Genomic DNA, 24,379 nt, shown 5'->3' with positions numbered 1-24,379 from the left:
ACATGACAATGAAAAAAATCTCACGTTTTCTGTTTGCTGCAACCTTGAGCCTGACCGCTGCCGTTGCGTTGGCGGGTACTCCAGTCAAGCAAGAGGTTGTCCGCTACGACAATGTCCAGATCGAGGTCAATTCACAAGGTAAAGGGCCGATCATCGTAATGCTCCCCTCGTTGGGCCGTTCCGGTCGTGACTACGATCAAGTCGCCAACTATCTGCAAGCGGATGGTTTCCGGGTAGTGCGCCCGGAACCCCGCGGCATTGGTCAGAGCAAAGGCCCGATGGAAAATCTCTCGGTGCATGATTTCGCGAAGGACGTGGCAGCGGTCGTTGAACACGAAAATAAAGGGCCGGTGGTTGTAGTAGGGCACGCGTGGGGCAACTTCCCCGCTCGCATGCTCGCTGCCGACCGCCCTGACCTGGTGCGTGGCGTCGTGCTGGCCGCTGCATCGGCGGGGAAGGTGCCACCTGGATCAACGGAAAAACCGATCAATGCGGAAATGCGCCAGGCAATCGATGGCGCCGGTGACCTGAGTCTCAGCAAGGAGCAACGTCTGATCTATCTGCGCAAAGCGTTCTTTGCACCTGGCAACGACCCGGCCGTGTGGCTGAACGGCTGGCATGACGAAACTCATGAAGCTGAGTCCCACGCCCGTAATACCACGCCGGTCGATGATTACTTTGCAGCCGGCACCGTTCCTATTCTGGATTTGCAAGGTGAGGCAGATACCGTGGCGCCTCGACGGTTCTCTGGTGTGCTGAAAAGCATGCTGGGTGATCGGGTGCAGATCGTGGTGCTCAAAGATGCTGGGCATGCCATGGCGCCTGAGCAACCCAAGGCGATGGCCGATGCCATCGCAACCTTCGCTAAAACGCAGTACGCCAAGCAGTAATTCCACCTTGGTTCAGGACAGGTAGCCACTGCTGCCTGTCCTGTCGATGAACGCGTATTTGTACTCAAGCTGATGTCGGCGGTGCAGGGCACTCCAGTCGTTAGCCGATTCATTTCTCTCTTGAACAAAAACAACAAGGTCCACGCATGCGTTTGAATCCGGCTTTACCTATATTGATGCTTTCTGGTTTGTTCGCTATCAGCTGTTCAGCGGAGGAAGCTCCTGTGGTTCGAATGATCACTGCTGAAAAAGGGGACGTTCACATTGAGGCGTTTGATCAAGGTAGCGGTAATGTGATCGTGATTCTGCCCTCAAAGGGCCGGGGCGCTCATGACTATGATCGCGTAGCCAGCTTCCTTGCTGATGACGGTTACAGGGTCATCCGACCTGAACCGAGAGGTGTGAACGGCAGCAGCGCACCCATGGAGAATCCAACGCTGCATGACTTCGCAGCCGACGTCGCGTTGATCATGGATAAGGCGCATACCGGGCCGGCAATCGTGGTGGGGCACGCCTGGGGCAGCCAGCCCGCACGTGTCCTGGCGGTAGACCGACCGGATTTAGTGAAAGGAATCGTGCTGGCAGCGGCTTCCATCGGCAAGCTCCCGCCAGGCTCATCGGAAAAGCCTTATGGGCGGATGATCGAAGCGATCAAAGGCGCAGGCGACTATTCACTCCCTGAAGCAAAGAGGATCGCTTACCTGCAGGAAGCTTTTTTTGCGCCTGGCAATGACCCAAGAGCCTGGCTGACCGGATGGTACGACAAGACACACAAAGCTCAGGATCATGCGCGTGATTCCACCCCCGTCGAGAGCTATTGGTCAGGCGGCAACAGCGTCCCCATTCTTGATCTTCAGGGTCAGCACGATGCCGTCGTGCTGCCGAATATTTTGAAGCCAATGCTGGGTGATCGGGTTGAGCACAAAGTCATTGCAGGCGCTGGCCACGCCATGGCACCTGAGCGCCCTAAGGAAATGGCAGATGCTATTGCTGCGTTTGCGAAAAGGGTGAACGAGCCGCGCTGAAGGTCGTCGCTCACACCATCACCACCTGTTTCACCGCACGGCTCAGGACGTTCGTATAGTCGCGCGCAAAAGCCCAAATACGCTTCTCCCCCGGACACGGTCTACGCCCTGTCTGCTGCCGGGGAGAAGCGCAGGGCCTGGCACACATCCGAGTTTGAACATGACCCATTCGCCTGATCGTCTCCAGGAAATTCCACAAAGCGCAGCGCTACTGCTGGTGTTGCTGGAACCTCCTGCTCCGCTGGAGGAGGAGTTCAATGACAGGTATGACTTTGAACACTTCCCTCAAAGGATGGGGGTGCCGGGATTCGTCAGTGGAGAACGGTGGGTTGCAATCGCCGGCTGGCCTCGATACCTGGCGCGTTATAAGTTGAGGGATTTCGGCGTGTTCGATTCGCCTGATTATTTGGCGATCTCGGGCTCGAACAACAGTCCCTGGAGCAAGCGTGTTCTCCCAAGAACCCTTGGAAGGCAACGACTTGCTCTGGAGGTGTTTTCTCAAAAAGCGACCCATCTGAATGCCACCTGTCTCTGCCTCATCATGTGGACGCTTGATGACGCGGGGCATTTTGAAGGGTTTCTGCAGCAAGCCCTCACCAGGGTCGAATCGTTAACGGGCGTGACGGAAACTCAATGGTGCAGAAGCGAAAAGCAAGTGGTGGGCGTGCTCGGTTTTGATCACATCATCACTCAGCAGGACCTAACCCTTCTTTCCCGAGTTGAAGGCGCGGGCACCCTGATGATCAACATCTACATTCGCTACCAACGCTGACCCTTAACCCGCCGAGTGACAGGCAGCCAGGGGCCGCTTCGGCTCCGCGTGGAGCCCAGGCACACGCCACGTGATTGTAACCGGGTCTGCGCTGCGCTCTTATAGCGACGTAGTAGCTCGCTATTACCTTTCCGCCGATGGCACTACTACTATCCAGTGAGGTTGACTGCACCGACAAAAAAAATAAGAAGGACAAAAGCCATGACAGACCTGAAGCTCGATCGTCGCCGCTTTTTGCAAGGAAGCGGCGGACTGCTCCTGGGAACCCTGCTGTTTGGTTCCGGACCTATTGCATTGCTTGCTCCAAGCCGGACCTGGGCGTTGGAGATGAACACGCTGGACAGCGCCACCGGCAGCAGGCTGTTGCTGGTCATCCGTCGCATATTCCCTCATGACACCATGGAAGACGCGGTTTATGCGTTTTCCGTCAAAGCCCTCGATGAGAAGGCCTCCCAGGACCCGAGCGTCGCCGACACCCTGAAAAAAGGGCTGGCCGATCTCGACCAGCGTGCCGGCGGCGACTGGAGCAAGTTGCCCGAAGACAAGCAGGTCGGGTTTCTCAAAGACATTCAATCCGACCCTTTCTTCGCGCTGGTTCGCGGTGTCTCCGTCAACAGCCTGTACAGCAACGAACTGGCCTACAAACACTTCGGTTATGAAGGCGCTTCCTTCCCCAAAGGCGGCTACATCCATCGCGGTTTCAACGACCTGAAATGGTTGCCGAACCCGCCTGTCGATGCCAGCCCGAATGTCCCTGCCTGAGGAGCGCAATCATGACGACCTACAACTTTGACGACGATTCAGTGGTGGTAATCATCGGCTCCGGCGCGGGCGGCGGAACCCTGGCAAACGAGCTGTGCCAGAAGGGCGTGCCGGTGGTGCTGCTGGAAGCGGGGGCGCGGCAATCGCCGGGCACGTTCATCAACGACGAATGGCCTTCGTTTGCACAGCTGGCATGGGGCGACACCCGCACCACGTCAGGCAGCTGGCGCGTGGCGAAGGATTTTCCGAATCTGCCGGCCTGGATCTGCAAGACAGTAGGCGGGACGACCACGCACTGGGCGGGCGCGAGCCTGCGCTTTCAGGAACACGAGTTTCGTGCGCTGGATACCTACGGCAAAGTCGAGGGCGCCAACCTGCTGAACTGGCCTGTCACCCTGGCGGAACTCGAGCCGTACTACGCCCGTGCCGAAGACAAGATGGGCGTGACCCGCACCAACAACATCGAAGGTCTGCCGGGCAACAACAACTTCAAAGTGATGTACAACGGCGCGCAGAAGATGGGTTACAAGGAGTGCTCGACCGGGCACATGGCGATCAACAGCGCACCGCGTGCCGGGCGCGCCGGCTGTCAGCAACTGGGCTTTTGTTTCCAGGGTTGCAAGATGGGCGCGAAATGGTCGACGCTCTACACCGAAATCCCCGCCGCCGAAGCCACCGGCAAGCTGGAACTGCGGGCCCAGTGCCACGTCGCTAAGATCGAGCACGACGACAAGGGGCGGGCGAGTGCGGTGGTGTATTTCGACGCGCAGGGCAAGGAGCAGCGCCAGAAGGCGAGGGTGGTCGCGGTGGCCGGTAACTCCATCGAAACCCCGCGATTGCTGCTCAATTCGTCCAGCAGTCAGTTTCCGAATGGTCTGGCCAACGGTTCGGGGATGGTCGGCAAACACTACATGCGTCACACCACGGGCAGCGTTTTCGCCTCGTTTAACGAGGAGGTCCACTTTTATCGCGGCACGATCATGGCCGGGCTCATCGGTGATGAGATTCATCACAAGCCCGATCGCGGGTTTGTGGGCGGTTACGAGATGGAAACCGTCTCCTTGGGGCCATCGTTTCTGGCGGCGTTTTTCAACCCCGGCGCATGGGGCCGGGAGTTCACCGATGTCATGGAGCAGTACAGCAAGCTGGCGGCGATGTGGATCGTGGGCGAGGACATGCCCCAGGAGAGCAACCGCATTACCCTCAATGACAGCGTCAAAGACAAGTACGGCTTGCCGGTGCCCAACGTGCATTACGACGATCACCCCAACGATTTGGCCATGCGCGAGCATGCGTTCAAGCAGGGTGAGGCGTTGTATTCGTCGGTCGGCGCCGTCAAGACGTTTCGGGTGCCGCCGTACCCGTCGACGCACAACCTGGGCACGTGCCGCATGAGTGAAAAGGCGAAGGACGGGGTGTGCAACAAGCATGGGCAGAGCCATGAAATCCCCAACCTGTTCATCTCCGACGGCAGCCAGTTCACCACCAGCGCCGGAGAAAACCCGACGCTGACCATTGTGACGCTGGCGATCCGGCAGGCGGAGTTCATTGCGCAGGCGCTGAAGACCCGGGCGGTCTGAGTTTGCTTCAGCCCCCGTTTTCGCGGGCGTGCTCTGGGTCGCAGAGCACGCCCGCGCCTTTAACGGGCGCTGTACTACTTGATCCCCAGTCTGTGGTCCAGCGACAGTTTGCCCGCGCCCTTGGCGATGATAATCAGCAGCAGTCCTGCCCAAGTCAGGTGCGTGGCCCAGGCATCGGGGTAGACGAACACCTCGATCACGGTGGTCATGCCTAGTAGCGCAAACGCCGACAACCGTGAAAACAAGCCCAAGATCAGCAGCACTGGAAACAGATGCTCGGCATAGGCCGCCATGTGCGCGGCGATTTCCGGGGGCACCAGCGGCAGTTTGTATTCGGTGCGGAACAGCTCGTAGGTGCTGTCGGTGATGGTCAGAAAACCTTCCACCTTGGTCCGGCCGGACATCAGGAACACGCCAGCAATGGCAAAGCGTGCCACCAGTGACAGCAACGAATCGTTGATCAGCAGGTGCAGGCGGTCTGCGGCACGGCCCCAGATGGCGCGCAGGGATTTATGCCCCGCATAGTCGGTGCGTACGGTGTCCATGGTGTTCTCCATTTGCCCTTGGGTAAGGGCTTTCAGGTTCGGGGGTGGGCCGTCAGGCAGGCTCGTTTGTTGTAAACGCGTCGGCGCCGACCAGCCGTGTCATCAGGTCAAGCATGTCCAGCGACGGCTCGACCTCGGTCGCCTGTTGCGCGGCGTGCTCCAGCGGTGCACCCGCTTTGCAGGCATCGAGAAAGGCACATTCGCCGACCGTCAGCGCGTGCCAGGTGACGACACCGCCACTGCGGACCAGCAGCGCGCCTTCGCCGTGCCAGGCAAGGTCTTCGGGCATCGGAACCTGTTCGCGGTTGTGCCGCCAGATCGTGAAGACCGGTTGCTCGGCAAACCAAAGCCATTGCGCGGCACGACGGGGTTTGAGCACGAGCGTGGCCAACTCTTCAGGCGCCAGACTGGCAAGGCGGGTGACATCGACACCGGGTTCTTCATGGGCGGTATGGCACTGGTTCCACAGCAGATCGAGCCGCGCGACGTTGCCGAGATAGGGCATCTGCTGCGCGTGTTCGAAGCGGTCGAGAAACGCGGGAAATCCGCTGCCGTGGTACACCAGCCGCGCATCGACCGGCGGCGCGTGACGTGCGTGAATCGCAGCCGCCGCCAGAAACCATTCGCTGCCTACCAGACGCTCCACCGTAGGGAAGTTGGCTTGCAAAGCGTCCACGGCGCCCTTCATCACCGTGTTGCGGTACACCGAAAAACCAGGCTGGTCGGTGAGCAGGGTGAGGCTGTCCGCTTCGGGGTTGTACAACGCCTCGACGAAGAGGTCCTGAAAATCGGTCAGAGACGGTTGCATGACAGACCCTCCAGCAGGGTTTGAGCACGGTCGCGTTCCAGCAACAGCTCACCGAACGCAGGGATATGGTCGTCCCGTTCGATCAGTGTCGGCCGTGGGCCCACGCGCTGAATCAAGCGCTGGTACAAGGCCCAGACGGGCTCTGCCACCGGGGCGTCGTGGGAATCGATCAGCAAGCCAGCACCTCCAGGGTCGGTGCTGTGCCCGGCCAGATGAATTTCCATAATGGCGTCGCCGGGAAATCCGTCGACGTAGGCGTTGGCGTCATAGCCCATGTTGTGGGCGCTGAGAAACACGTTGTTGATGTCCAGCAACAGGCCGCAGCCGGTGCGCGCGCTCAGTTCGGCGAGAAACTCAGTCTCGCTGAACGCGTGACCTTCAAGCTGCACGTAGTGACTCGGGTTCTCGACGGCGATGCGCCGCTGGAGAACGTCTTGCGTGCGCTGAATGTTGTCGGCAATCCGCTGCAGGGCGTGCTCGGTGCGAGGGAAGGGCAGCAGATCGGGATGGTACTGACCCCGCCAGGTGGACCAGGCGAGGTGTTCGGAAACAAGGGCTGGCTGAACGCGGTCGGCAAGTGCCTTGAGCCGCTGCAGGTGTTCGACATCGGGCGGACAATCGGCCGCCAGGGACAGTGACACACCGTGCAGTGACAGCGGGTGACGGCTGCCAATCGTTTCCAGCCATGCCAGGCGCGGGCCGCCGTCGATCATGTAGTTTTCCGGATGGACTTCAAACCACACACCCTTGGCAGCGCAGTCGAACGCGGCTTCGTAGTGGTCGGCCTTGAGGCCCAGTCCGGCACCCAGTGTGAGTGATGTGTTCATGATCGACGCCTGCCCTTGCGATGGTGTTGACGGTATTGCTTCGCGCGTTCGCTTTCGCGAGCGCTCGAACTACATCGAGGTCAGCGAGCCCATGCCGTGTGGGGTTTTGATCGAGGTGCAGGTGCCGGCTGGAACGTTCTTCCAGGCGTTGGTCTGGTAGTCGGTCTTGGCGGTGCCTGCGCAGGTTGTGCCAGCGCCAGCCTTGCAATCGTTCTTGCCGGCCATGGCCACGCCGTAGCATTTTTCCATGGCAGGAGCGGCCATCTTTTCAGCGGCCATTGCGCCGGAAGCCATGGAAGCGAAAGCCAGAGCAGCGGCAGCGAGTTTGATGTTGTTCATGTTGTTTCTCCAATTACCTTGATTGAGGGTGGTCGCAGCACCGGCGTTTAAGTGACGCTGTGCATCTGATCCGAAAGGTAGTTCGCTGGAGAAACGAAGACGGTTACAGCAGGTTGCAAATATTTTTTTTAAGCAAAAAAAGCGTTCCTGGTGATATCCCCGAAACGTGGTGACGCACTGCGCTCAGCTCACCATATGGGATTATCCGGGCGCTTGCTGAAAAGCTTGTAGGCAATGTAGGCCATTTGCAGCCCCATTAGCATGAACAGTACGCCAGCAAGGGCGCAGTAACCGTGGGTCTGGATGAAATCCATGAGCATTCCCAATATTCGATGGGAGCGCCTGCCAGGTTCGCACAATCCGCTGGTGATAAAGGCAACGCCCTGCCAGATCATGCATCCCCCTGTCACAAGGATAATAACGCTCATGCCTTGGCGTTTGCCTTTGTCCTGACGTGAACCTTGGGTGAAATAGGCGTGATACCAAATCAGTGCAAGGCCCGAAAATACGAGGTTGAATGGCACCAAAAAACCAATGTCCGGGAGTAATAACTCACGCAGAAAGAGACTGTTCACCACTCCGGTTGTACCTACCAGCATGAAAAGAAAAAACCATCTCACGCGTCCTCCCTCCATTGAGATGACAAAGGCGTGGATCATAGCCCACGGCAGAGGTATTACCGCACCACGCCATATTCCACCAGCAGGCCTTCCATCCAGTCCATGAACACCCGGCAACGTTGCGGCAAGTGGCGGCGATGGGCGTAGAGCAGCGAGACGGGCATCGGTGCCGGTCGGTAGTCGGGCAGGATCTCTACCAGGCCGCCCCGTTGCAGTTGATGTGCCTTGGACAAAAGCGGCGACTGGACGATGCCCAGTCCGCCGAGGCAGGCGGCTTCGTAGGCTTCAACGTTGTTCACCTTGACGCTGCTGGGCATGGCGATGCGATGGTCCTTGCCGTCGCGGTGGTATTCGAACATCGCGTTGCCTGCGCCGAAGGCGCTGACGTAATCGATCAACAGGTGCTGCTGCAGGTCTTCCAGCGTGTGTGGCACGCCATAACGCTCGGCGTAGCCTGCGCTGACGCAATTGATCATGTTGAAGTGGCCGACGTTGCGCGCGACCAACGAGGTGTCAGGCAGCTCGCCCACGCGTATGACGCAATCGAAGCCCTCGCGCACGAGGTCGACGCGGCGGTCGGTGCTGCTGATTTCCATTTCAATGAGGGGATGCCGGTCGATGAACTCCCTCAGGCGTGGCAGCACCAGCCTGCGTGCCATGGCAGTGGGCATGTCGACCCGCAGGCGCCCGCTGAGCGCCGCATTGTCCTGGCGAAACAGGCTTTCGACTTCGTCCATCTGCGCCAGCAGGTCTTTGCTGCGCTCATACAGCACCTGACCGTCCGGGGTGGTTTGCACCTTGCGGGTGGTGCGCAGCAACAGGCGTGTATTCATCAGTTGCTCAAGGGCACGAATCTGCTCGGACACACTGGAGCGGGGCAGGCCGAGTGCGTCACTGGCCAGGGTGAAGCTTGAAAGCTCGGCCACGCGAACGAAGGTCTTCAGCAGTTCGAGTTTGTTCATCGGCATCACCCTCGATTGTTCGTCTGTGACGATCAGTCATTTCGTTAGGTGGGCGTTTATCAATGCCCGATCGAACAATACTCTGCTCCTCACTGACTGAACACAGCCAATCGAGGAAACACCGATGAGCAACAAGATCGCGATTATCACTGGCGCCAGCCGTGGCCTGGGCAAGAGCACCGCGCTGCATTTGGCCAGACAGGGCATCGACATCATTGGCACCTACCGCAGCCGTGAAGACGAAGCGCGCAGCGTTGTCGCCGAGATTGAGGCGCTGGGCGGCAAGGCCAGGATGCTGCAACTGGACGTTGGCGACAGCGGTGGGTTCGAGACCTTTGCCACGCAGGTGTCGGCGCTGCTCAGTGAGTATTTCAAAGCGGAACGTTTTCACTACCTGGTGAACAACGCGGGTATCGGCCTGTACGCCAGTTGTGCTGAAACCACCGAGGCACAGTTCGATCAATTGATGAACGTGCACTTCAAAGGCCCGTTCTTCCTGACCCAGAAACTGCTGCCACTGATCGCCGATAGCGGTCGCATCGTTAACCTGTCGTCGGGTCTGGCGCGCTTCTCGCCAATCGGCTACGCCGCCTACGCCTCGATGAAAGGCGCTGTTGAGGTCTGGACACGTTATTTGGCCAACGAGCTGGGTCCTCGAGGCATTACGGTGAACGCATTGGCCCCTGGCGCCATCGAGACCGATTTCGGCGGCGGCACCGTGCGCGATAACAAAGACGTCAACGCCTGGGTGGCCGCGAACACTGCGATGAAACGCGCCGGTTTGCCTGATGACATCGGAGCGGCGATTGCGATGCTGCTGAGCGACGGCGGGCGCTGGATCACGGCGCAACGCATCGAGGCGTCTGGCGGGATGTTCGTGTGAGCTGACGGCAATTTCGTCTCGCGTGGGGACGTCTGAGGTCTAGCCGTTGATGTAATAGATGCACAACGACAAGGTCACCAGCGAGCCCAGGGTTGAGATCAGGATCGTGCTGGACACCACCGACGCTTCGCGTTTGTAGAATTCGGCCAACATGAAAGGGCCGGTGCCGGTGGGCAGCGCGCTGAGCAGCAGCGCGGAGTTGGCCCACAATGGCGGCAGGTGAAAAACGTGAAACGCCAGGACCCAGGTCAGCAGGGGATGGGCGATCAACTTGATCAGCACCAACAGGCTCGTGCCATGGCGCGGGCCTTGGTGTTTGTGGGCCAGAAACAGACCGAGGGAAATCAGCGCGCACGGCGTCGTTGCCGCGCCCAACAGGCTGAGAAACTTGTCCAGTGCCCCGGGCAGCGGCATGCCAGTCGAGGCCCAGCACGCCCCGAGAATAGGCGACACCACCAGCGGATTTTTCGCCAGCGCCTTCAGCACTTTGAGGACGATGCGATGCACCTGCGCTTCGCTTTGCAAGCCGATCTCGATGCACACCAGCGCAATGCCGAACAGCACGCAGACCACCAGCAGCGAGGCGATCAAGGCCGGTTCGAGGCCGTTGTGCCCAAGCACCATCACACACAGCGGGATGCCGATGTAGCCCGTGTTGGCGTAGGAAGCGCTCAGTGCGTCAATGCTGGCGTCGGCAAAGTGCCCGGCTTTCTTGCGCCGGATGAGCAGGGTGATGACGAACATCGCCATCGTGGAAAGAGTGAACACCGCCACGAACCCGGGGTGCCAGATCTGTTCCCAAGTGGCGGTTGCGGTTGCCGTGAACAGCAAGGCGGGCAGGCACAGCCAGACCACCATCCGGTTGATTTCGGACGCGGCAGTCGGGCCCAGACGATTGGTGCGGCGGCAGAGGTAGCCCACCAGAATCAAGGCGAAGATCGGCAACAGGACATTTAAAACGGATGACATCGGATCTCGGCCCTTGGTGTTTGACGGCAACACGCTGAAACAAGCGGCAAAGATTAAGGTCGGAAATCGTTAGCGTCCAACCTTTCTTGCCTGATGGGCGTCGATTTAATTGGCGCGGAGCCTTGGTCCAGAGCGCTCGGCGTAAGAGGCGGGCAGGGTGCCCGAATGATGTCGGGCACCCAGAAGGCCTATTTCTTGACGGGGATGATGTCGGTGATCTGGCCGTTGGTGGTTTGCACTTCGACGTATTTGTCGTTGATGCGCACCCATTGGCTTTGCTTGGAAGGCTCTTTCAGACCTTTGGCCTTCCAGTCCTTGATGGCGGCGTCAGGACGCTGGAATTTTTCCGGCGCGCGGTCACCCTTTTCGAGATCGCGCAGGTTGTCCTTGGAGGATTGAACAGTCTGCGCAGGTGCGTCTTCGGCCTGCACCGCGAAACTGGCGAGTGAAACACAGCCCAGAATCGTCAGACCGGCGATGAGCGATTTGTTTTTCATTCGAAGCTCCTTATCCAGTGCGTAATGCGCTGTTCACAACCTCCGACCTTGCCAGGCGTGAATCATTCCGTGGTTTACAACGGTGTCGCAGGCACACATGACCCTGTGGGAGCGAATTCATTCGCGAAGCGCTGGTGAATCTGGCCCGTCTTTCTCGCCTGCACGCTCCCGCGAATGACTTCGCCCCACAGGGCAGGTATCAGCTCTGCAAAGCGGCGGCCACGCTCACGGCCAACGGTGTCGTCGCCCGGCCGAGCAGTTTGCTCAACTGGCGCCCGTCGTCGAACAACGCGCCCTTGGCCGCTGCCGCATCGGAGTTGGCCAGCAACTGCGCCACGAACTCCGGCAGGCCGGCCTGCAACAGCGCTGTCTTGTAGCCAGCCTCCGGCAGATCGGTGTAGACCACCGGTTTGCCTGACTGACGACTCACCTGCGCTGCGAACTCCGCAAGGCTATAGGATTCGTCGCCCGCGAGCTCATAGACACGGCCGACCTGATCGTCACGGGAGGTCAATACGGCCACCGCAGCGTCGGCATAGTCAGCGCGCGCCGCCGAACTGATTCGCCCGTCGCCAGCGCTGCCGAAATGCGCGCCGTGGGCGAGGTCTCCCGCAATGCCAGCGGTGTAGTTTTCGTGGTACCAGCCGTTGCGCAACACCACGCCAGGGACGCCTGAGGCGGCGAGCGCCACTTCGGTCTGGCGGTGCTCTTCGGCCAACCCCAACAGTGACGTGTCGGCGTGCAGCACGCTGGTGTACGCCAGCAGTTCAACCCCGGCGCGCTGCGCCGCGTCGATCACGGCCTGATGTTGAGCGACGCGCTGGCCGACTTCGCTGGATGAAATCAACAGAATCTTTTTCGCGCCCGCAAACGCGGCCTCCAGCGTGGCGGGTTGTGCGTAATCGGCCTGGCGGACCTGTACGCCCTTGGCCGCCAGGTCTGCGGCTTTTTCAGGGCTGCGCACCGCTGCGACAATCTCTGACGCAGGGACTTTTTGCAGCAGTCGATCAATGACGAGGCGGCCAAGCTGGCCCGATGCACCGGTAACGACAATCATGATGATTTCCTGCAGACAATGAATGTGCGATCAGCATAGACATCATGCTAACCTTTCGTAAGTACGCACAAAAAGGTAAGTGTCATGAACGATATTTCCAGCCCGTCGGCGGAGAATGTTTCGCTGCTTGAGCGCATTCGCATGGGCGAAATCCTGGCGCGCGATTGCCCCTCGCGGGAAGTCCTCAACCATGTGTGCAGCCGGTGGGGCGTGTTGGTGTTGGTGGTGCTGCTCGATGGCATGCACCGCTTCAGTGAACTGCGACGCAAGATCGGCGGGGTCAGCGAAAAGATGCTCTCGCAAACCCTGCAAAGCCTTGAACAGGACGGGTTCGTTGATCGCAAAGCGCTGCCGGTGGTCCCGCCTCACGTCGAATACCGGCTCACACAGCTGGGTGAAGAAGTGGCGATGCAGGTGAACGGGTTGACCACCTGGATCGAACAGAACCTGCTGCGCATCATGGACGCACGACAGGCCCGCACGACGACGGCGGCTGAAGACTCATAACGTCGCAGCGAGATCGATGGCGGCTGTTTTTGCAGCGTGACGCGATCACGACGACCTTACGACATCCGCGCGCGTGATTTTATAGAACCACCTGATCCCGGTACGGCAAATCCGGTCCCACCCGTGTGCAGGTCACCGCTGCGGCCGCTACGGCAAAGTCGAGCATCTGCGTCAGCGTTTCGCGGTCCAGCGACGGCAGGCTGGCCGGGGTGTCAAGTCCACGCTCGGTGAGGTACGTGATCAGCGCCGCCTGAAAGGTATCGCCGGCGCCCACAGTGTCGGCGGTTTTCACTTCGCGGGCCGGGACGGACCAGGTGCCCAACTCGCGGGTGAAAACCGTCGCACCCTGACGACCCCGGGTCATGATCACCAACTGGCAATTGTTCTTGAGCCAGCCCTTGGCGACGGTTTCGGCGTCGATGTCGGGGTACAGCAGGTGCAGGTCCTCATCGCTGACTTTGATCAGGTGCGCGTGCTCGGCGAATTTCGACACCTGACTGCGCCACAGCTCGATGCTCGGTGCCGGATTCAGGCGTACGTTGGGGTCGAAGGTGATCAGGCGTTTGCCGCATTCGCGTCGCACCAGCGTGAGCAGGGCATCGGCCACCGGCTGCACCACCAGCGAGAACGAACCGACATGCAGGCCGCGCACTCTGTCGTCCAAAACAGGGAGGTGCTCCACGGTCAGCAACCGGTCGGCGCAACTGTCGCCACGGAAGCTGTACTGCGGCGAGCCATCGGCACCCACGGCGACCATCGACAGCGTCGTCGGGGCGTCGAAGTGAATGAGGAAGTCGCCACGCACGCCTTCTTCTTCAAGCACGGTCGCCAGACGCTTGCCCAGATAGTCGGTGGACAGGCCGGCAAAGAAACCGGCTTCCACGCCCAGCCGGCGAAGGCCCACGGCAACGTTGAAGGGTGAGCCGCCCGCGACGGCCTGGTAGCCGATGCGGTTGCTCTTTGCATCGACGTCCGGCTGACTGAAAAAGTCGAACAGTGCTTCGCCACAAACCAGGTACATAGGTGCTCCATAAAGGGCGTTCGTTAAACGCCCTGCAATTGATTGCGGTAGTGCTGATAAACCTGTTGATACGCTGCCACGTGCTCGGCCACTGGCAGGGTTTCGCTCTCGGGGTCCAGGCTCACGCAACGCTCACTCAGGGCGTGCAGTGAATCGCCGGTGCCCTGGGCGTGCGAATGACACCAGGCGGCCTGGATCGCAGCGCCCAGTGCCGCGGCTTCGGTGCCCGTGGTGCAGACAACCGGGGTGTCCATGATGTCGGCGACGATCTGCCGCCAGATCGCGCTCTTGGCGCCGCCGCCGATCAGGCGGATGTTGGCGCTTTTGATGCCGCTGTCGCGCAGCAGGTCCAGGCCGTAGCGCAGCCCGAAGGTCGTGCCCTCGACCACAGCGCGGCACAGGTTGGCCTGATTCAGGTTGGTGCTGTCCAGCCCAAGAATGCTGCCGGTGGCATGGGGCAGGGCCGGCACACGCTCGCCATTGAGGAAGGGCAGCATGAGCACGCCCTGTGCGCCGATGGGCGAGGACGCGATGGCGGCGTTGAACGCACCGATGTCCAGCGCAAACAGCTCGCGGATGGCGCTGGTGGCGTTGGTCAGGTTCATGGTGCAGATCAGCGGCAACCAGCCACCCGACGACGAACAGAACGTCGCCACCGACGGTTGCGCACTGACGTTGGCTTCATCGGCAAACGCGTACACCGTACCCGAGGAGCCCAGGCTCATGGTGATCGAACCCGGGGCAATGTTGCCGGTGCCGATAGCGCCCATCATGTTGTCGCCGCCGCCGCTGGACACAATGGCGTTGGGGTTGATGCCCAGACGTTCGGCAATCGCCGGCAGAATCGTGCCGACCGCCTCATGGGCTTCCAGCAATTGAGGCAAGGCGTTGACCAGGCGGCCTGTCGGGTCAATGTGTTGCAGGATGTCGAGGTCCCATTCGCGGGTGCGGACGTTGAAATAGCCCGTGCCCGAAGCATCACCGAACTCGCTGCAGCAGCGGCCGGTCAGCCAGTAATTCAGGAAATCGTGAGGCAGCAGGATCTTGTCGATACGCGCAAACAGCTCGGGGAACTGCTCCTTGGTCCAGAGCAGTTTCGACACGGTGTAGCCCGGCGCGATGGCAATACCCAGGCGCTCCAGCGAACCCGCTTCGCCACCCAGGTAGTCCAGCAGACGGTCGTTTTCCGGTGCCGACTCGGTGTCACACCACAGTTTGGCCGGGCGCAACACATGGCCGAGCTCGTCGATCATCACCAGCCCGTGTTGCTGGCCGGACACGCCGATGCCCTGAATCTCGGCACCGGAAATGCCGGCCTGCGCCAGCGCGGCGGCGGTGGCCTGCTCGAACGCGTTGAGCCATTCCTGCACGTCCTGCTCGCGGCGCCCGTTGGCACCGCTGATCATGTGATGCGCGCCCGAGCCTTCGCCCAGGACCTTGCCGCTGACGGCGTCAAGGACGATTGCCTTGGTGCCCTGGGTGCCGCAATCGATGCCAAGAAACATGTTCACCTCTTCCCTATGCGCTCAGACGGTTTTCGCTAACAGGTTTTCCAGGGTTTTGCTGACGCCCAGTTGCTTCAGGCTGTTCAGGTTGTGCTCGAACGATGCCACGAATTCAGCGGATTTCGGAATCGCCGCGCCAAAGATTTCTTCGACCTCCAACAGGCGTTGCGTGACCAGTACGTCATCGGCCACCAGCGCCTTGCAGAAGTCCGCGCGCGGGTCGACCACCTTGTATTCAACGCCGTTCTCGCCCTTGAAGTCGCGGTTCTTGTTGCCTTGCAGGTACAAGGCCCAAGCCGCAACCACCAGCGAGGCACGGTCCATGTTGCCGCCGTCAACGATCAAACGGTTGAGGGTCGGCACGGTGAACTTGGGAAACTTCGACGAGCCGTCGGAGCACACCCGCTCCAGTTGATCTTCGATGGCCTTGTTGGAGAACCGGTCGATCAGCGTCTGCTTGTAGTCGGTCAGATCGATGCCCGGAACCGGCGCCAGTTGCGGGGTGACGTCCAGGTCCATGTAGGTGCGGATGTAGTCAACAAACAAAGGGTCGTTCATGGTTTCGTGAACGAAGCGATAGCCCTTCAACGCACCCAGGTACGTCAGGGCGAGGTGGCTGCCGTTGAGCAGCTTGATCTTCATGTCTTCGTAAGGCGTCACGTCGTCGGTGAACTGCACGCCGACTTTTTCCCAGGCAGGGCGGCCGTTGACGAACGTGTCCTCCAGCACCCATTGCACGAACGGTTCGCAGACCACTGGCCAGGCGTCATCGATGCCTTTTTTGTCGTGCAGTTGCAGGCGGTGCGCCGTGCTGGTCATCGGTGTGATGCGGTCGACCATGGCGTTGGGGAAGCTGACGTTTTCGGCGATCCAGTCATGCAATTCGGCATCGCGCTGTTTGGCGAACGCCAGCAGCGCCTTGCGGGTCACGGCGCCGTTATGCGGCAGGTTATCGCAGGACATCAACGTGAACGCCGGGGTGCCTTCGGCGCGGCGTCGGCTCAAAGCGGCGCAGAGATAACCGAACACGGTTTTCGGTGTGGCCGGGTGCTGCAGGTCGTGCTGGATCTGCGGCAGGTGACTCATGAACTCGCCGGTGCTGTCGTCGATGCAGTAACCGCCTTCGGTGATGGTCAGCGAAACGATACGAATCTCGGGGCTGGCGAGCTTGTCGATCAGCGCCAGGTCATTGTCGGTGGACATCAGCATCTGGCTCATGGAACCGATGATGCGGGTTTCGGTGTCCGGGGTATCGCCCAGTTCGAACAGCGTGAACAGAAAGTCCTGGCTCTTCAGGGCCTCGAAATTGGCGCGGTCTTCCTCGCGCAGACTGACGCCACAGATGGCCCAGTCCAGCCCCTCACCGGTGTTCATCAAGGCGTCTGTGTAAAACGCCTGATGCGCGCGGTGGAAACCGCCGACACCGATGTGGGCGATGCCCTGACGACGGTCTTCAAGGGCGTAGGTCGGCAATGCGATGCCAGCACCCAGGTTGGTAAGATTCTGCTTGTTCAGTTTCATGACGGCGGTCTCTGATTCTGTGATGTTCGTCGGCTCAGGCGGCGGCTTGCAGGGCCTTGCGAATGACCTGGCCCTGGGCGTCGAACAGATGGCAATGGGTGCTGTCCAGGTGCAGGTTCAGGGTTTCCCCGTACTGGCTGGCAAGGTCTCCGCGAATCCGCAGGGTCAGGGGTTCGCCGGAGGTCGTGCGCACGTGGCAATAGGTGTCACTGCCCAGGCGTTCACTGACGTCGGCGACCACTTTCAGCTGGCAATCACCTTCTTTGGCGAGCTCAAGGTGTTCGGGGCGAATGCCCAGGGTCACGGCATCGCCGACGCTCTGTTGCGCGTTGGTGAACGGCAGGCTGATGGTGGCGCCAGCGTCCAGCGTGACGTCGCAGCCGGTGCTGCTGACACGGCTGACCTTGCCTTTGAGAAAGCCCATTTTCGGCGTGCCGAGGAAGCCGGCGACGAACAGGTTCGCCGGGTGGTGATACAGCTCCAGCGGCGAGCCGACCTGCTCCACGCGTCCGCCGTTGAGCACGACTACCTTGTCGGCCAGGGTCATGGCTTCGACCTGGTCGTGGGTCACGTAAATCATGGTCGCTTCCAGCTCTTTGTGCAGGCGCGACAGTTCCAGACGGGTCTGCACGCGCAGTGCGGCGTCGAGGTTGGACAGCGGTTCGTCGAACAGGAAGATTTTCGGGTTGCGCACGATGGCGCGGCCGATCGCCACGCGTTGACGCTGTCCGCCGGACAGCTGCTTGGGCTTGCGCTCCAGCAACGGTCCCAGTTCCAGGATGCGGGCGGCTTCGGCGACTTTCTTCTCGACCTCGGCTTTCGGTGTGCCCGCCAGGTCCAGCGCGAACGACAGGTTCTTGCCCACGGTCATGTGCGGGTACAAGGCGTAGGTCTGGAACACCATCGCCAGGTCACGTTTGGCCGGGGTGACTTGAGTGATCTCTCGGCCATCGAGTTCGATGCTGCCGCTGGTGACGTCTTCAAGGCCTGCGATCAGCCGCAACAGGGTCGATTTGCCGCAGCCGGACGGACCGACGAAGACGACGAACTCACGGTCTTTGACGTCCAGGTCGATGCCTTTGATGATCTGGTGGCCGTCGAAGCCTTTTTGCAGATTTCTGATTGTCAGGTTAGCCATGTGGGGCTCCAGTTTTATTCTTCAAGAATTGCTGTAGATGATCACTAGACCTCTACACCGACTGTAAGAGCGCGCTTGCCCGCGATTGCGGTGGCTCAACGCAGAATTTATCGCTTGATGCACCGCAATCGCGGGCAAGCGCGCTCCTACAGGGTGGATGTCATTTCACTCCGGCTACTTCACCGCACCAAACGAAAGCCCGCGGACCAGTTGTTTCTGGCTGATCCAGCCGAAGATCAGGATCGGTGCACAGGCCAGGGTCGACACCGCCGACAACTTGGCCCAGAACAGACCTTCAGGGCTTGAGTAGGAGGCGATCAGGGCGGTCAGTGGCGCTGCGTTGGACGAGGTCAGGTTCAAGGACCAGAACGCTTCGTTCCAGCACAGGATCAGCGACAACAGCGCCGTGGAAGCCAGGCCACCTTTGCAGATCGGAATCAGCACCCTGAAAATTTCCTGGCGCGTGGTGGCGCCGTCCAGCCGCGAGGCTTCGAGGATCTCGCCAGGGATGTCCTTGAAATAGGTGTAAATCATCCAGACCACGATCGGCAGGTTGATCAACGTGTAGATCACGATCAGGGCGATGCGCGAATCCAGCAGGCCAAACGTCTTGGCCAGCAGGTAGATCGGCATCAGCACGCCCACCGGCGGCAGCATCTTGGTGGAGAGCATCCACAGCAGGGTGCTTTTGGTGCGTTTGGTTTCAAAGAACGCCATCGAGTACGCGGCCGGCACCGCGATCAGCAGGCACAGGAGCGTGGCGCTGAAGGAAATCAGGATCGAGTTCCAGGCAAAGTGAAAGTAATCGCTGCGTTCCTGAATGTGCAGGTAGTTTTCCAGGGTCGGCGTGAAGATGAACTGTGGCGGCGTGGCGAAGGCGTCGATCTCGGTCTTGAAGCTGGTCAGCACCATCCAGAAGATCGGGAAGAAAATCAGCGCCGCGATCGCCCACGACAAGGTGCCGAGCAGCACGCTTTGCAGGCGACGGGATTGTTTGAGCGTCATCATGACCTTGCCCTCAAGACTTGTCGGTGAGGTTTTTGCCGATCATCCGGATCAGGATGATGGCGGCAATGTTGGCAATGACCACGGCAATCAAGCCGCCTGCCGATGCCATGCCCACGTCGAATTGCAACAGCGCCTGGTTGTAGATCAGGTAGGCGAGGTTGGTCGAAGCGAAGCCCGGACCGCCGTTGGTGGTGGTGAAGATTTCCGCGAACACCGACAGCAGGAAGATGGTTTCGATCATGACCACCACGGCGATGGGGCGCGCAAGGTGAGGCAGGGTCAGGTGCCAGAAGATCGCGATGGGGCCTGCACCGTCCAGCCGCGCGGCTTCTTTCTGCTCCTGGTCCAGGGACTGCATGGCGGTCATCAGGATCAGGATGGCGAACGGCAGCCACTGCCAGGACACGATGATGATGATCGACAGCATCGGGTAATTCGCCAGCCAGTCCACGGGCTGTGCGCCGAACAGCTTCCAGACCGAGGCAAGAATCCCGGAAACCGGGTGAAAGATCAGGTTCTTCCAGATCAGTGCACTCACCGTGGGCATGATGAAGAACGGCGAGATCAGCAACACGCGCACGATCCCGCGACCCAGAAACTCACTGGCTTCCAGCAACGCCGAGATCAATACGCCGAGGATCACGCTGATGGCCAGTACGCTGCCGACCAACAGCAGGGTGTTCAGGGCGCCTGGCAAAAAGCCTGCGTCGGTCACGAAGAACTCGAAGTTCTCGAGCCCTACGAATTCGTTCTCGCCCGGGTTCAGCAAGTTGTAACGAATCAGCGAGAAGTAAATGGTCATGCCCAGCGGGACGATCATCCAGACCAGCAGCAACAACACCGACGGGCTGACCAGAAACCAGCCGGGTTTGGTGACGCTGCCTTTGGAGGAGGACTTTTCGTCGGCCGAGGCCGTACGAGGGGTAATGGTTGACGTGTTCATGATGACTCCGAACCGGGGCAAAAGCGTGAACGTGGCAGCAGTGGCGGGTTGCCGACTGCTGCCTTGAAGCAGCGGGCGTTATCCCTTTTTCGGGTAACCGGCTCGCTTCATTTCACGCTCGGACACGCTTTGCGCGTTGGTCAGTGCCTGATCGACGGAAGAGGTGCCGACGAGTGCCGCAGAGAACTGCTGGCCCACGGACGTACCGATCGATTGGAACTCAGGGATGGTCACCAACTGGATGCCGACATAAGGCACAGGCTTGAGGGTCGGCGATTTTGGCGTCACGGCCTTGAGCGATTCCAGGGTGATGTTGGCGAACGGCGCGGCTTGTTTGTACGCATCGGTGTAGGTCGACGCGCGTGTGCCTGGCGGCACGTTGGACACGCCGTCTTTCTCGGCCACCAACGCCGCGTACTCTTTGGACGTCGCCCACTCGGTGAAGGCGCGTGCGTCCTTGTCGTTCTTGGCGCTGGTCGGAATGGCCAAGGCCCACGAATACAGCCAGGCCGAGCCCTTGTCGGTCACTTCGTGTGGAGCGTAAGTGAAGCCTACGTTATCGGCCACCTTGCTCTGGGACTTGTCGGTGACGAATGAACCGGCGACGCTGGCGTCCACCCAGATGGCGCATTTGCCACTGTTGAACAGCGCGAGGTTTTCGTTGAAGCCGTTGCTCGAAGCGCCAGGAGGGCCGTCTTTCTTCATCACGTTGGTGTAGAAGGTCAGCGCGTTTTTCCATTCAGGCTGATCAAACTGCGGTTTCCACTGTTCGTCGAACCAGCGCGCCCCGAAAGCGTTGGCCACGGTGGTGATCAACGCCATGTTTTCACCCCAGCCGGCCTTGCCACGCAGGCAGATGCCGTACTGTTCTTTCGATTTGTCGGTGAGCTTGTCGGCGAATTCGGAAATCTGCGTCCAGGTCGGACGTTCCGGCATGGTCAGGCCGGCCGCCTTGAACAGGTCCTTGCGGTAGTAGGTGATCGAGCTCTCGGCGTAGAACGGCAGGGCGAAGAGTTTGCCGTCGACCGACAAGCCGTCGCGCACGGACGGAAAAACGTCATCCAGCGCATAGGACGCTGGCAGGTTGTCCATTTCTTTCAGCCAGCCTTTTGCGCCCCAGAGTGAGGCTTCGTACATGCCAATGGTCAGAACGTCGAACTGACCGCCCTTGGTGGCGATGTCCGTGGTCAGGCGCTGGCGCAGTACGTTCTCTTCGAGGACGACCCACTTGAGTTTGATATCGGGATGCTGTTCTTCGAAGGTTTTCGACAGCCGCTGCATGCGGATCATGTCGCTGTTGTTGACGGTGGCGATGGTCACGTCGCCAGCTTCGGCCAGGGTGGCCAGGGTTGAGAGTGTCAGACAGGTGCCAGCCAGCAGAACTTTTGCAGAGGTCTTCATTTATCACTCCTCTTCTGTGTCCCGAAGGACGGCAGAAGCTTGGTTATTGTTTTTGTTCCTTCCGGAGACATGGAAGAAGGTCAGTTGATTACAACGGTCTGCAGGGACGTTGACAAATCCTGCGACGCACTGGAACTGATACTTTCTTGCACTGGGAGTTCAGGCGGCGGCACACCGAAACGGCGTTCCGGCAGGGCCTGGCGCAGTTCCAGCGTAGTAGACGAAGGCGGGAAGTGGGTGAATCAGTACAGGTTTTGCTCAGTCAGCCGCTGCACGGCGAGGCGCCGATAGTGCGAGGGTGTCATGCCTTTAAGCTTCTGAAAGCGCCGGTTGAAGTTGGAAATATTGTTGAAACCGGACTCGAAACACACGTCGGTCACCGGCTTCTCGCCATCGGCCAGCAGTTCACAGGACTTGCTGATGCGCAGGCGATTGACGAACTCGACGAACGTGCGTCCCGTGGCCTGTTTGAACACACGGGAGAAATAGGTGGGTTTCATCCCCAGATGGTCGGCGACCTCTTCCAGGGTCAACTCCCGGGCATAGTGAGCGAAGATATATTCAACGGCCTTGTTGGTGCGCTCGACTGCATGATCGTCCGACAGCTGCGAGGCCGTGGTGCCGGACAGCAGCTGGAAGTCGTCACTGGCGGCCAGTAACTCCAGCAGAATGAAGAAATGGCCCAGGCGGGTCATCCCGGAGGAGTCGGCGATCTTCTGCATCAGCTTCATGGCCTGACGGATCGTGCGCTTGCAGCGAAACTCGATGCCGTATTGCGCACGCTCCAGCAGGGGCGTCAGGGTCTTGAGCTCGGCGAACACCTGATTACCGCTGTTGAGCAACTCCTCGGTGAAGTTCACCAGCATGTCGCGCTTGGGCACGACCTCGTCCTCCTCGACCTGGCTGATCCAGTTATGCGGCAGGTTGGGCCCGGTGAGAAACAGCGTGCCCGGATAGAAGTTGCCGATGTAATCCCCGACGAACACCTTGCCAGAGCTGGCCACGATCAGGTGCAACTCGTATTCCTTGTGGAAATGCCAGCGCACCAGCGGGCAGGGAAAACCGTGTTCGCGGTAGATGATCGACAGGCCGTTGTGGTCGTCCATCAGCTCGTAGGAAGGGTCGGTGATTTTTGTTGTTTTGGTCATGCTGTAGCCGGGATTCAGGGAAGAGCCTGGGCGTAATGTGCACTAATTAACCCAAGTAATACAGAGACGAGGCCTCAAACGAAAACCACTTCGACCTTACCTTCCTTGCGTGAGCGTGGCGCTGGTTTCACCACAATCTGAACATCACGCCCAAGGCGCGCCAGGCATTCAATCATTTTAGTTTCGCTGATGCCCCTGAACTTTCCTCGCAACATTTCCGACACCTTGGGCTGTGTGATGCCCAGGATTTCTGCCGCCTGGGCTTGAGTCAGATGTCGCGCCTTGAGGATGCTGCCGATCTTGGCGGCCAGTTGCGCCTTGACCAGCATCTCGTTCGCGTCGGCGATCCCGAGGTCGGCATAAACGTTACCGCTACCCTGTTCCATTTCAGTCATGGGTCAGTCCTTTCCAATGAGCTTCCGCTGCCAGCAGTCGACTTTTGACGAGAGCGATGTCGTGTTGAGGTGTTTGCGTTTTTTTCATGGATTTTTTTGGAAGCAGTGAAGTACGTAGACCGCATCGCCGAAACGCACTGTGTAGATGGCGCGATAGGTGTTCCCATGAAAGTCCTCGACAATCTCCAGAACACCGGCATGGCCAAAACCTTTAAGTGGTTTGGTTTCCGAATGTTTGCCACCCGTTTGCGCGAGGTACAAGGCATATCCGAACGTGTCTTGCACAACCGAGGGCATGCTGCTGAGATCCTTTCTGGTACTGGCCACCCAAAAAAGCGGCTTTTCAAATCCGTATGACATGCTGGAAATTATACCTATATGGGTATGAGGTCAACCTGTTGACTTTGCTCCAACGGGCCGGGGCCGTCACTATTGCGACTCGTCACCTTCAACGCTACGTCGGAACTGTAAGCATATGAAAACAATCCTCGTCATCGGCATCGGCGCGGGCAATCCGGAGCACATCACGGTTCAGGCCATCAAGGCGCTGAACCGGGCGAAGGTGTTTTTCATTCTCGACAAGGGTTACGCCAGCGACGATCTGGTGCGGTTGCGCCGGGACCTGTGCGAGCAGTACATCCAGAGCGATGATTACCGGCTGGTTCAAGTGCGTGACCCTGAACGCGAAGACGACCCGCAGTCCTACCGCAACGGCATTGAGCAGTGGCATGAGCAGCGTGCGGCGCTGTTCGAGCAACTGATCGCCGATGAGGTCGGGGAAGAGGGGATTGGCGGGTTTCTGGTCTGGGGCGATCCGGCGTTGTACGACAGTACGTTGCGGATCCTTGAGCGCGTGCTGGCGCGAGGCCGGCAGGCGTTCGATTACGAGGTGATTCCAGGCATCACCAGTATCCAGGCCCTGGCCGCACGACACCGCGTGCCCTTGAACCGCATCGGTGAACCCATCCAGATCACGACCGGCCGGCGTCTGGCTCGGCAGCCAGGCGCCGAACTCGACAACGTGGTGGTGATGCTGGATGCGCGCACCACCTTCGAACAGTTCCTCGACCAGGACCTGCACATCTATTGGGGCGCTTATCTGGGGACGCCGGATGAAATCCTGATTGCCGGTCCGCTGCGCGAGGTCTGCGAGCAGATCAAGCGCACCCGCGAAGCGGCGCGAGCAGAGAAGGGCTGGATCATGGACACCTACCTGCTACGCCGCCCGCTGGATTGAACGCGTCCTGAACGCCTGG

The 24,379-nt window shown here is 59.8% G+C and carries 27 protein-coding genes; 8 read left to right on the top strand and 19 right to left on the bottom strand.

Going from position 1 to position 24,379, the window contains the following annotated elements; translation table 11 throughout:
• The first annotated feature begins 8 nt into the window (after nucleotides 1-8).
• The 5 genes from AB4N84_RS26860 to AB4N84_RS26840 all read left to right on the top strand — a co-directional run bounded on the left by AB4N84_RS26860 (nucleotide 9) and on the right by AB4N84_RS26840 (nucleotide 5,029).
• Nucleotides 9-890 (top strand): alpha/beta fold hydrolase, encoded by an 882-nt coding sequence (locus AB4N84_RS26860; RefSeq protein WP_460044008.1) that lies wholly within the window; start codon nucleotides 9-11, stop codon nucleotides 888-890.
• 146 nt (nucleotides 891-1,036) lie between these two features.
• A complete protein-coding gene (locus AB4N84_RS26855) occupies nucleotides 1,037-1,915 on the top strand; it encodes an alpha/beta fold hydrolase (RefSeq protein WP_460044007.1) in 879 nt (292 codons plus the stop codon).
• Nucleotides 1,916-2,075: 160 nt separating this feature from the next.
• The gene (locus tag AB4N84_RS26850) at nucleotides 2,076-2,687 is read left to right on the top strand and encodes a hypothetical protein (protein ID WP_460044006.1); all 612 of its coding nucleotides are present in this window, start codon (nucleotides 2,076-2,078) and stop codon (nucleotides 2,685-2,687) included.
• Between the two features lie 201 nt (nucleotides 2,688-2,888).
• Nucleotides 2,889-3,449, top strand: a complete 561-nt coding sequence (locus AB4N84_RS26845) for a tat (twin-arginine translocation) pathway signal sequence (RefSeq protein ID WP_460044005.1) — start codon at nucleotides 2,889-2,891, stop codon at nucleotides 3,447-3,449.
• A gap of 11 nt (nucleotides 3,450-3,460) precedes the next feature.
• Nucleotides 3,461-5,029, top strand: a complete 1,569-nt coding sequence (locus AB4N84_RS26840; RefSeq protein WP_460044004.1) for a GMC family oxidoreductase — start codon at nucleotides 3,461-3,463, stop codon at nucleotides 5,027-5,029.
• Nucleotides 5,030-5,103: 74 nt separating this feature from the next.
• Here AB4N84_RS26840 and AB4N84_RS26835 read toward each other — a convergent pair whose 3' ends face one another.
• The 6 genes from AB4N84_RS26835 to AB4N84_RS26810 all read right to left on the bottom strand — a co-directional run bounded on the left by AB4N84_RS26835 (nucleotide 5,104) and on the right by AB4N84_RS26810 (nucleotide 9,130).
• On the bottom strand, nucleotides 5,104-5,574 hold the full coding sequence (locus tag AB4N84_RS26835; protein ID WP_074756681.1) for a DoxX family protein: 471 nt from the start codon (nucleotides 5,572-5,574) through the stop codon (nucleotides 5,104-5,106).
• Between the two features lie 52 nt (nucleotides 5,575-5,626).
• A complete protein-coding gene (locus AB4N84_RS26830) occupies nucleotides 5,627-6,382 on the bottom strand; it encodes an HvfC/BufC family peptide modification chaperone (protein ID WP_460044003.1) in 756 nt (251 codons plus the stop codon).
• Nucleotides 6,367-7,209 (bottom strand): MNIO family bufferin maturase, encoded by an 843-nt coding sequence (bufB, locus tag AB4N84_RS26825; RefSeq protein ID WP_460044002.1) that lies wholly within the window; start codon nucleotides 7,207-7,209, stop codon nucleotides 6,367-6,369. The genes AB4N84_RS26830 and bufB overlap by 16 nt, the downstream gene beginning before the upstream one ends.
• A 69-nt stretch (nucleotides 7,210-7,278) precedes the next feature.
• Complete coding sequence (locus AB4N84_RS26820) at nucleotides 7,279-7,548, bottom strand: BufA1 family periplasmic bufferin-type metallophore (protein WP_074756675.1); 270 nt, start codon at nucleotides 7,546-7,548, stop codon at nucleotides 7,279-7,281.
• A gap of 188 nt (nucleotides 7,549-7,736) precedes the next feature.
• Nucleotides 7,737-8,168, bottom strand: a complete 432-nt coding sequence (locus AB4N84_RS26815; protein WP_460044000.1) for a hypothetical protein — start codon at nucleotides 8,166-8,168, stop codon at nucleotides 7,737-7,739.
• 56 nt (nucleotides 8,169-8,224) lie between these two features.
• Nucleotides 8,225-9,130: a LysR family transcriptional regulator gene (locus AB4N84_RS26810; RefSeq protein ID WP_460043999.1), complete on the bottom strand. Its 906-nt coding sequence runs from the start codon at nucleotides 9,128-9,130 to the stop codon at nucleotides 8,225-8,227.
• A 124-nt stretch (nucleotides 9,131-9,254) separates the two neighbouring features.
• Between AB4N84_RS26810 and AB4N84_RS26805 the strand changes: the two genes are divergently transcribed.
• A complete protein-coding gene (locus AB4N84_RS26805) occupies nucleotides 9,255-10,013 on the top strand; it encodes an SDR family NAD(P)-dependent oxidoreductase (protein ID WP_460043997.1) in 759 nt (252 codons plus the stop codon).
• 39 nt (nucleotides 10,014-10,052) lie between these two features.
• Here AB4N84_RS26805 and AB4N84_RS26800 read toward each other — a convergent pair whose 3' ends face one another.
• The 3 genes from AB4N84_RS26800 to AB4N84_RS26790 all read right to left on the bottom strand — a co-directional run bounded on the left by AB4N84_RS26800 (nucleotide 10,053) and on the right by AB4N84_RS26790 (nucleotide 12,536).
• Nucleotides 10,053-10,982: an AEC family transporter gene (locus AB4N84_RS26800; protein WP_460043996.1), complete on the bottom strand. Its 930-nt coding sequence runs from the start codon at nucleotides 10,980-10,982 to the stop codon at nucleotides 10,053-10,055.
• 188 nt (nucleotides 10,983-11,170) lie between these two features.
• Complete coding sequence (locus tag AB4N84_RS26795) at nucleotides 11,171-11,479, bottom strand: RcnB family protein (protein ID WP_460043995.1); 309 nt, start codon at nucleotides 11,477-11,479, stop codon at nucleotides 11,171-11,173.
• 199 nt (nucleotides 11,480-11,678) lie between these two features.
• A complete protein-coding gene (locus tag AB4N84_RS26790; protein ID WP_460043993.1) occupies nucleotides 11,679-12,536 on the bottom strand; it encodes an SDR family oxidoreductase in 858 nt (285 codons plus the stop codon).
• Nucleotides 12,537-12,620: 84 nt separating this feature from the next.
• Here AB4N84_RS26790 and AB4N84_RS26785 point away from each other — a divergent pair, with 84 nt between their 5' ends.
• Complete coding sequence (locus AB4N84_RS26785) at nucleotides 12,621-13,043, top strand: winged helix-turn-helix transcriptional regulator (RefSeq protein WP_460043992.1); 423 nt, start codon at nucleotides 12,621-12,623, stop codon at nucleotides 13,041-13,043.
• Nucleotides 13,044-13,122: 79 nt separating this feature from the next.
• Here AB4N84_RS26785 and AB4N84_RS26780 read toward each other — a convergent pair whose 3' ends face one another.
• From AB4N84_RS26780 to AB4N84_RS26735, 10 genes are all read right to left on the bottom strand, one after another.
• Complete coding sequence (locus tag AB4N84_RS26780; RefSeq protein WP_460043990.1) at nucleotides 13,123-14,064, bottom strand: carbohydrate kinase family protein; 942 nt, start codon at nucleotides 14,062-14,064, stop codon at nucleotides 13,123-13,125.
• A gap of 23 nt (nucleotides 14,065-14,087) precedes the next feature.
• On the bottom strand, nucleotides 14,088-15,569 hold the full coding sequence (gene xylB / locus AB4N84_RS26775; RefSeq protein WP_460043989.1) for a xylulokinase: 1,482 nt from the start codon (nucleotides 15,567-15,569) through the stop codon (nucleotides 14,088-14,090).
• Nucleotides 15,570-15,590: 21 nt separating this feature from the next.
• Entirely contained in the window at nucleotides 15,591-17,090 is a 1,500-nt protein-coding gene (locus tag AB4N84_RS26770; RefSeq protein ID WP_074756659.1) for a mannitol dehydrogenase family protein, read from the bottom strand.
• Between the two features lie 34 nt (nucleotides 17,091-17,124).
• Nucleotides 17,125-18,228 carry an ABC transporter ATP-binding protein gene (locus AB4N84_RS26765; RefSeq protein ID WP_074756657.1) on the bottom strand — a complete coding sequence of 368 codons (1,104 nt, stop codon included), beginning with the start codon at nucleotides 18,226-18,228 and terminating at the stop codon, nucleotides 17,125-17,127.
• Nucleotides 18,229-18,402: 174 nt separating this feature from the next.
• The gene (locus AB4N84_RS26760) at nucleotides 18,403-19,236 is read right to left on the bottom strand and encodes a carbohydrate ABC transporter permease (RefSeq protein ID WP_074756655.1); all 834 of its coding nucleotides are present in this window, start codon (nucleotides 19,234-19,236) and stop codon (nucleotides 18,403-18,405) included.
• Nucleotides 19,237-19,246: 10 nt separating this feature from the next.
• Entirely contained in the window at nucleotides 19,247-20,179 is a 933-nt protein-coding gene (locus AB4N84_RS26755; RefSeq protein WP_460043987.1) for a carbohydrate ABC transporter permease, read from the bottom strand.
• Between the two features lie 78 nt (nucleotides 20,180-20,257).
• Nucleotides 20,258-21,580, bottom strand: a complete 1,323-nt coding sequence (locus AB4N84_RS26750; protein WP_074756651.1) for an ABC transporter substrate-binding protein — start codon at nucleotides 21,578-21,580, stop codon at nucleotides 20,258-20,260.
• A 242-nt stretch (nucleotides 21,581-21,822) separates the two neighbouring features.
• Nucleotides 21,823-22,728 carry an AraC family transcriptional regulator gene (locus AB4N84_RS26745; RefSeq protein ID WP_460043986.1) on the bottom strand — a complete coding sequence of 302 codons (906 nt, stop codon included), beginning with the start codon at nucleotides 22,726-22,728 and terminating at the stop codon, nucleotides 21,823-21,825.
• A gap of 74 nt (nucleotides 22,729-22,802) precedes the next feature.
• Nucleotides 22,803-23,123, bottom strand: a complete 321-nt coding sequence (locus AB4N84_RS26740; RefSeq protein WP_074756646.1) for a helix-turn-helix domain-containing protein — start codon at nucleotides 23,121-23,123, stop codon at nucleotides 22,803-22,805.
• Between the two features lie 84 nt (nucleotides 23,124-23,207).
• Nucleotides 23,208-23,420: a type II toxin-antitoxin system RelE/ParE family toxin gene (locus AB4N84_RS26735; protein WP_460043985.1), complete on the bottom strand. Its 213-nt coding sequence runs from the start codon at nucleotides 23,418-23,420 to the stop codon at nucleotides 23,208-23,210.
• A gap of 178 nt (nucleotides 23,421-23,598) precedes the next feature.
• Between AB4N84_RS26735 and cobF the strand changes: the two genes are divergently transcribed.
• On the top strand, nucleotides 23,599-24,360 hold the full coding sequence (gene cobF / locus AB4N84_RS26730) for a precorrin-6A synthase (deacetylating) (protein ID WP_460043983.1): 762 nt from the start codon (nucleotides 23,599-23,601) through the stop codon (nucleotides 24,358-24,360).
• Nucleotides 24,361-24,379: the final 19 nt, after the last annotated feature.

It is taken from the genome of Pseudomonas sp. S2_H01, assembly GCF_054668305.1.
This window is presented reverse-complemented; position numbering and strand designations above follow the sequence as displayed.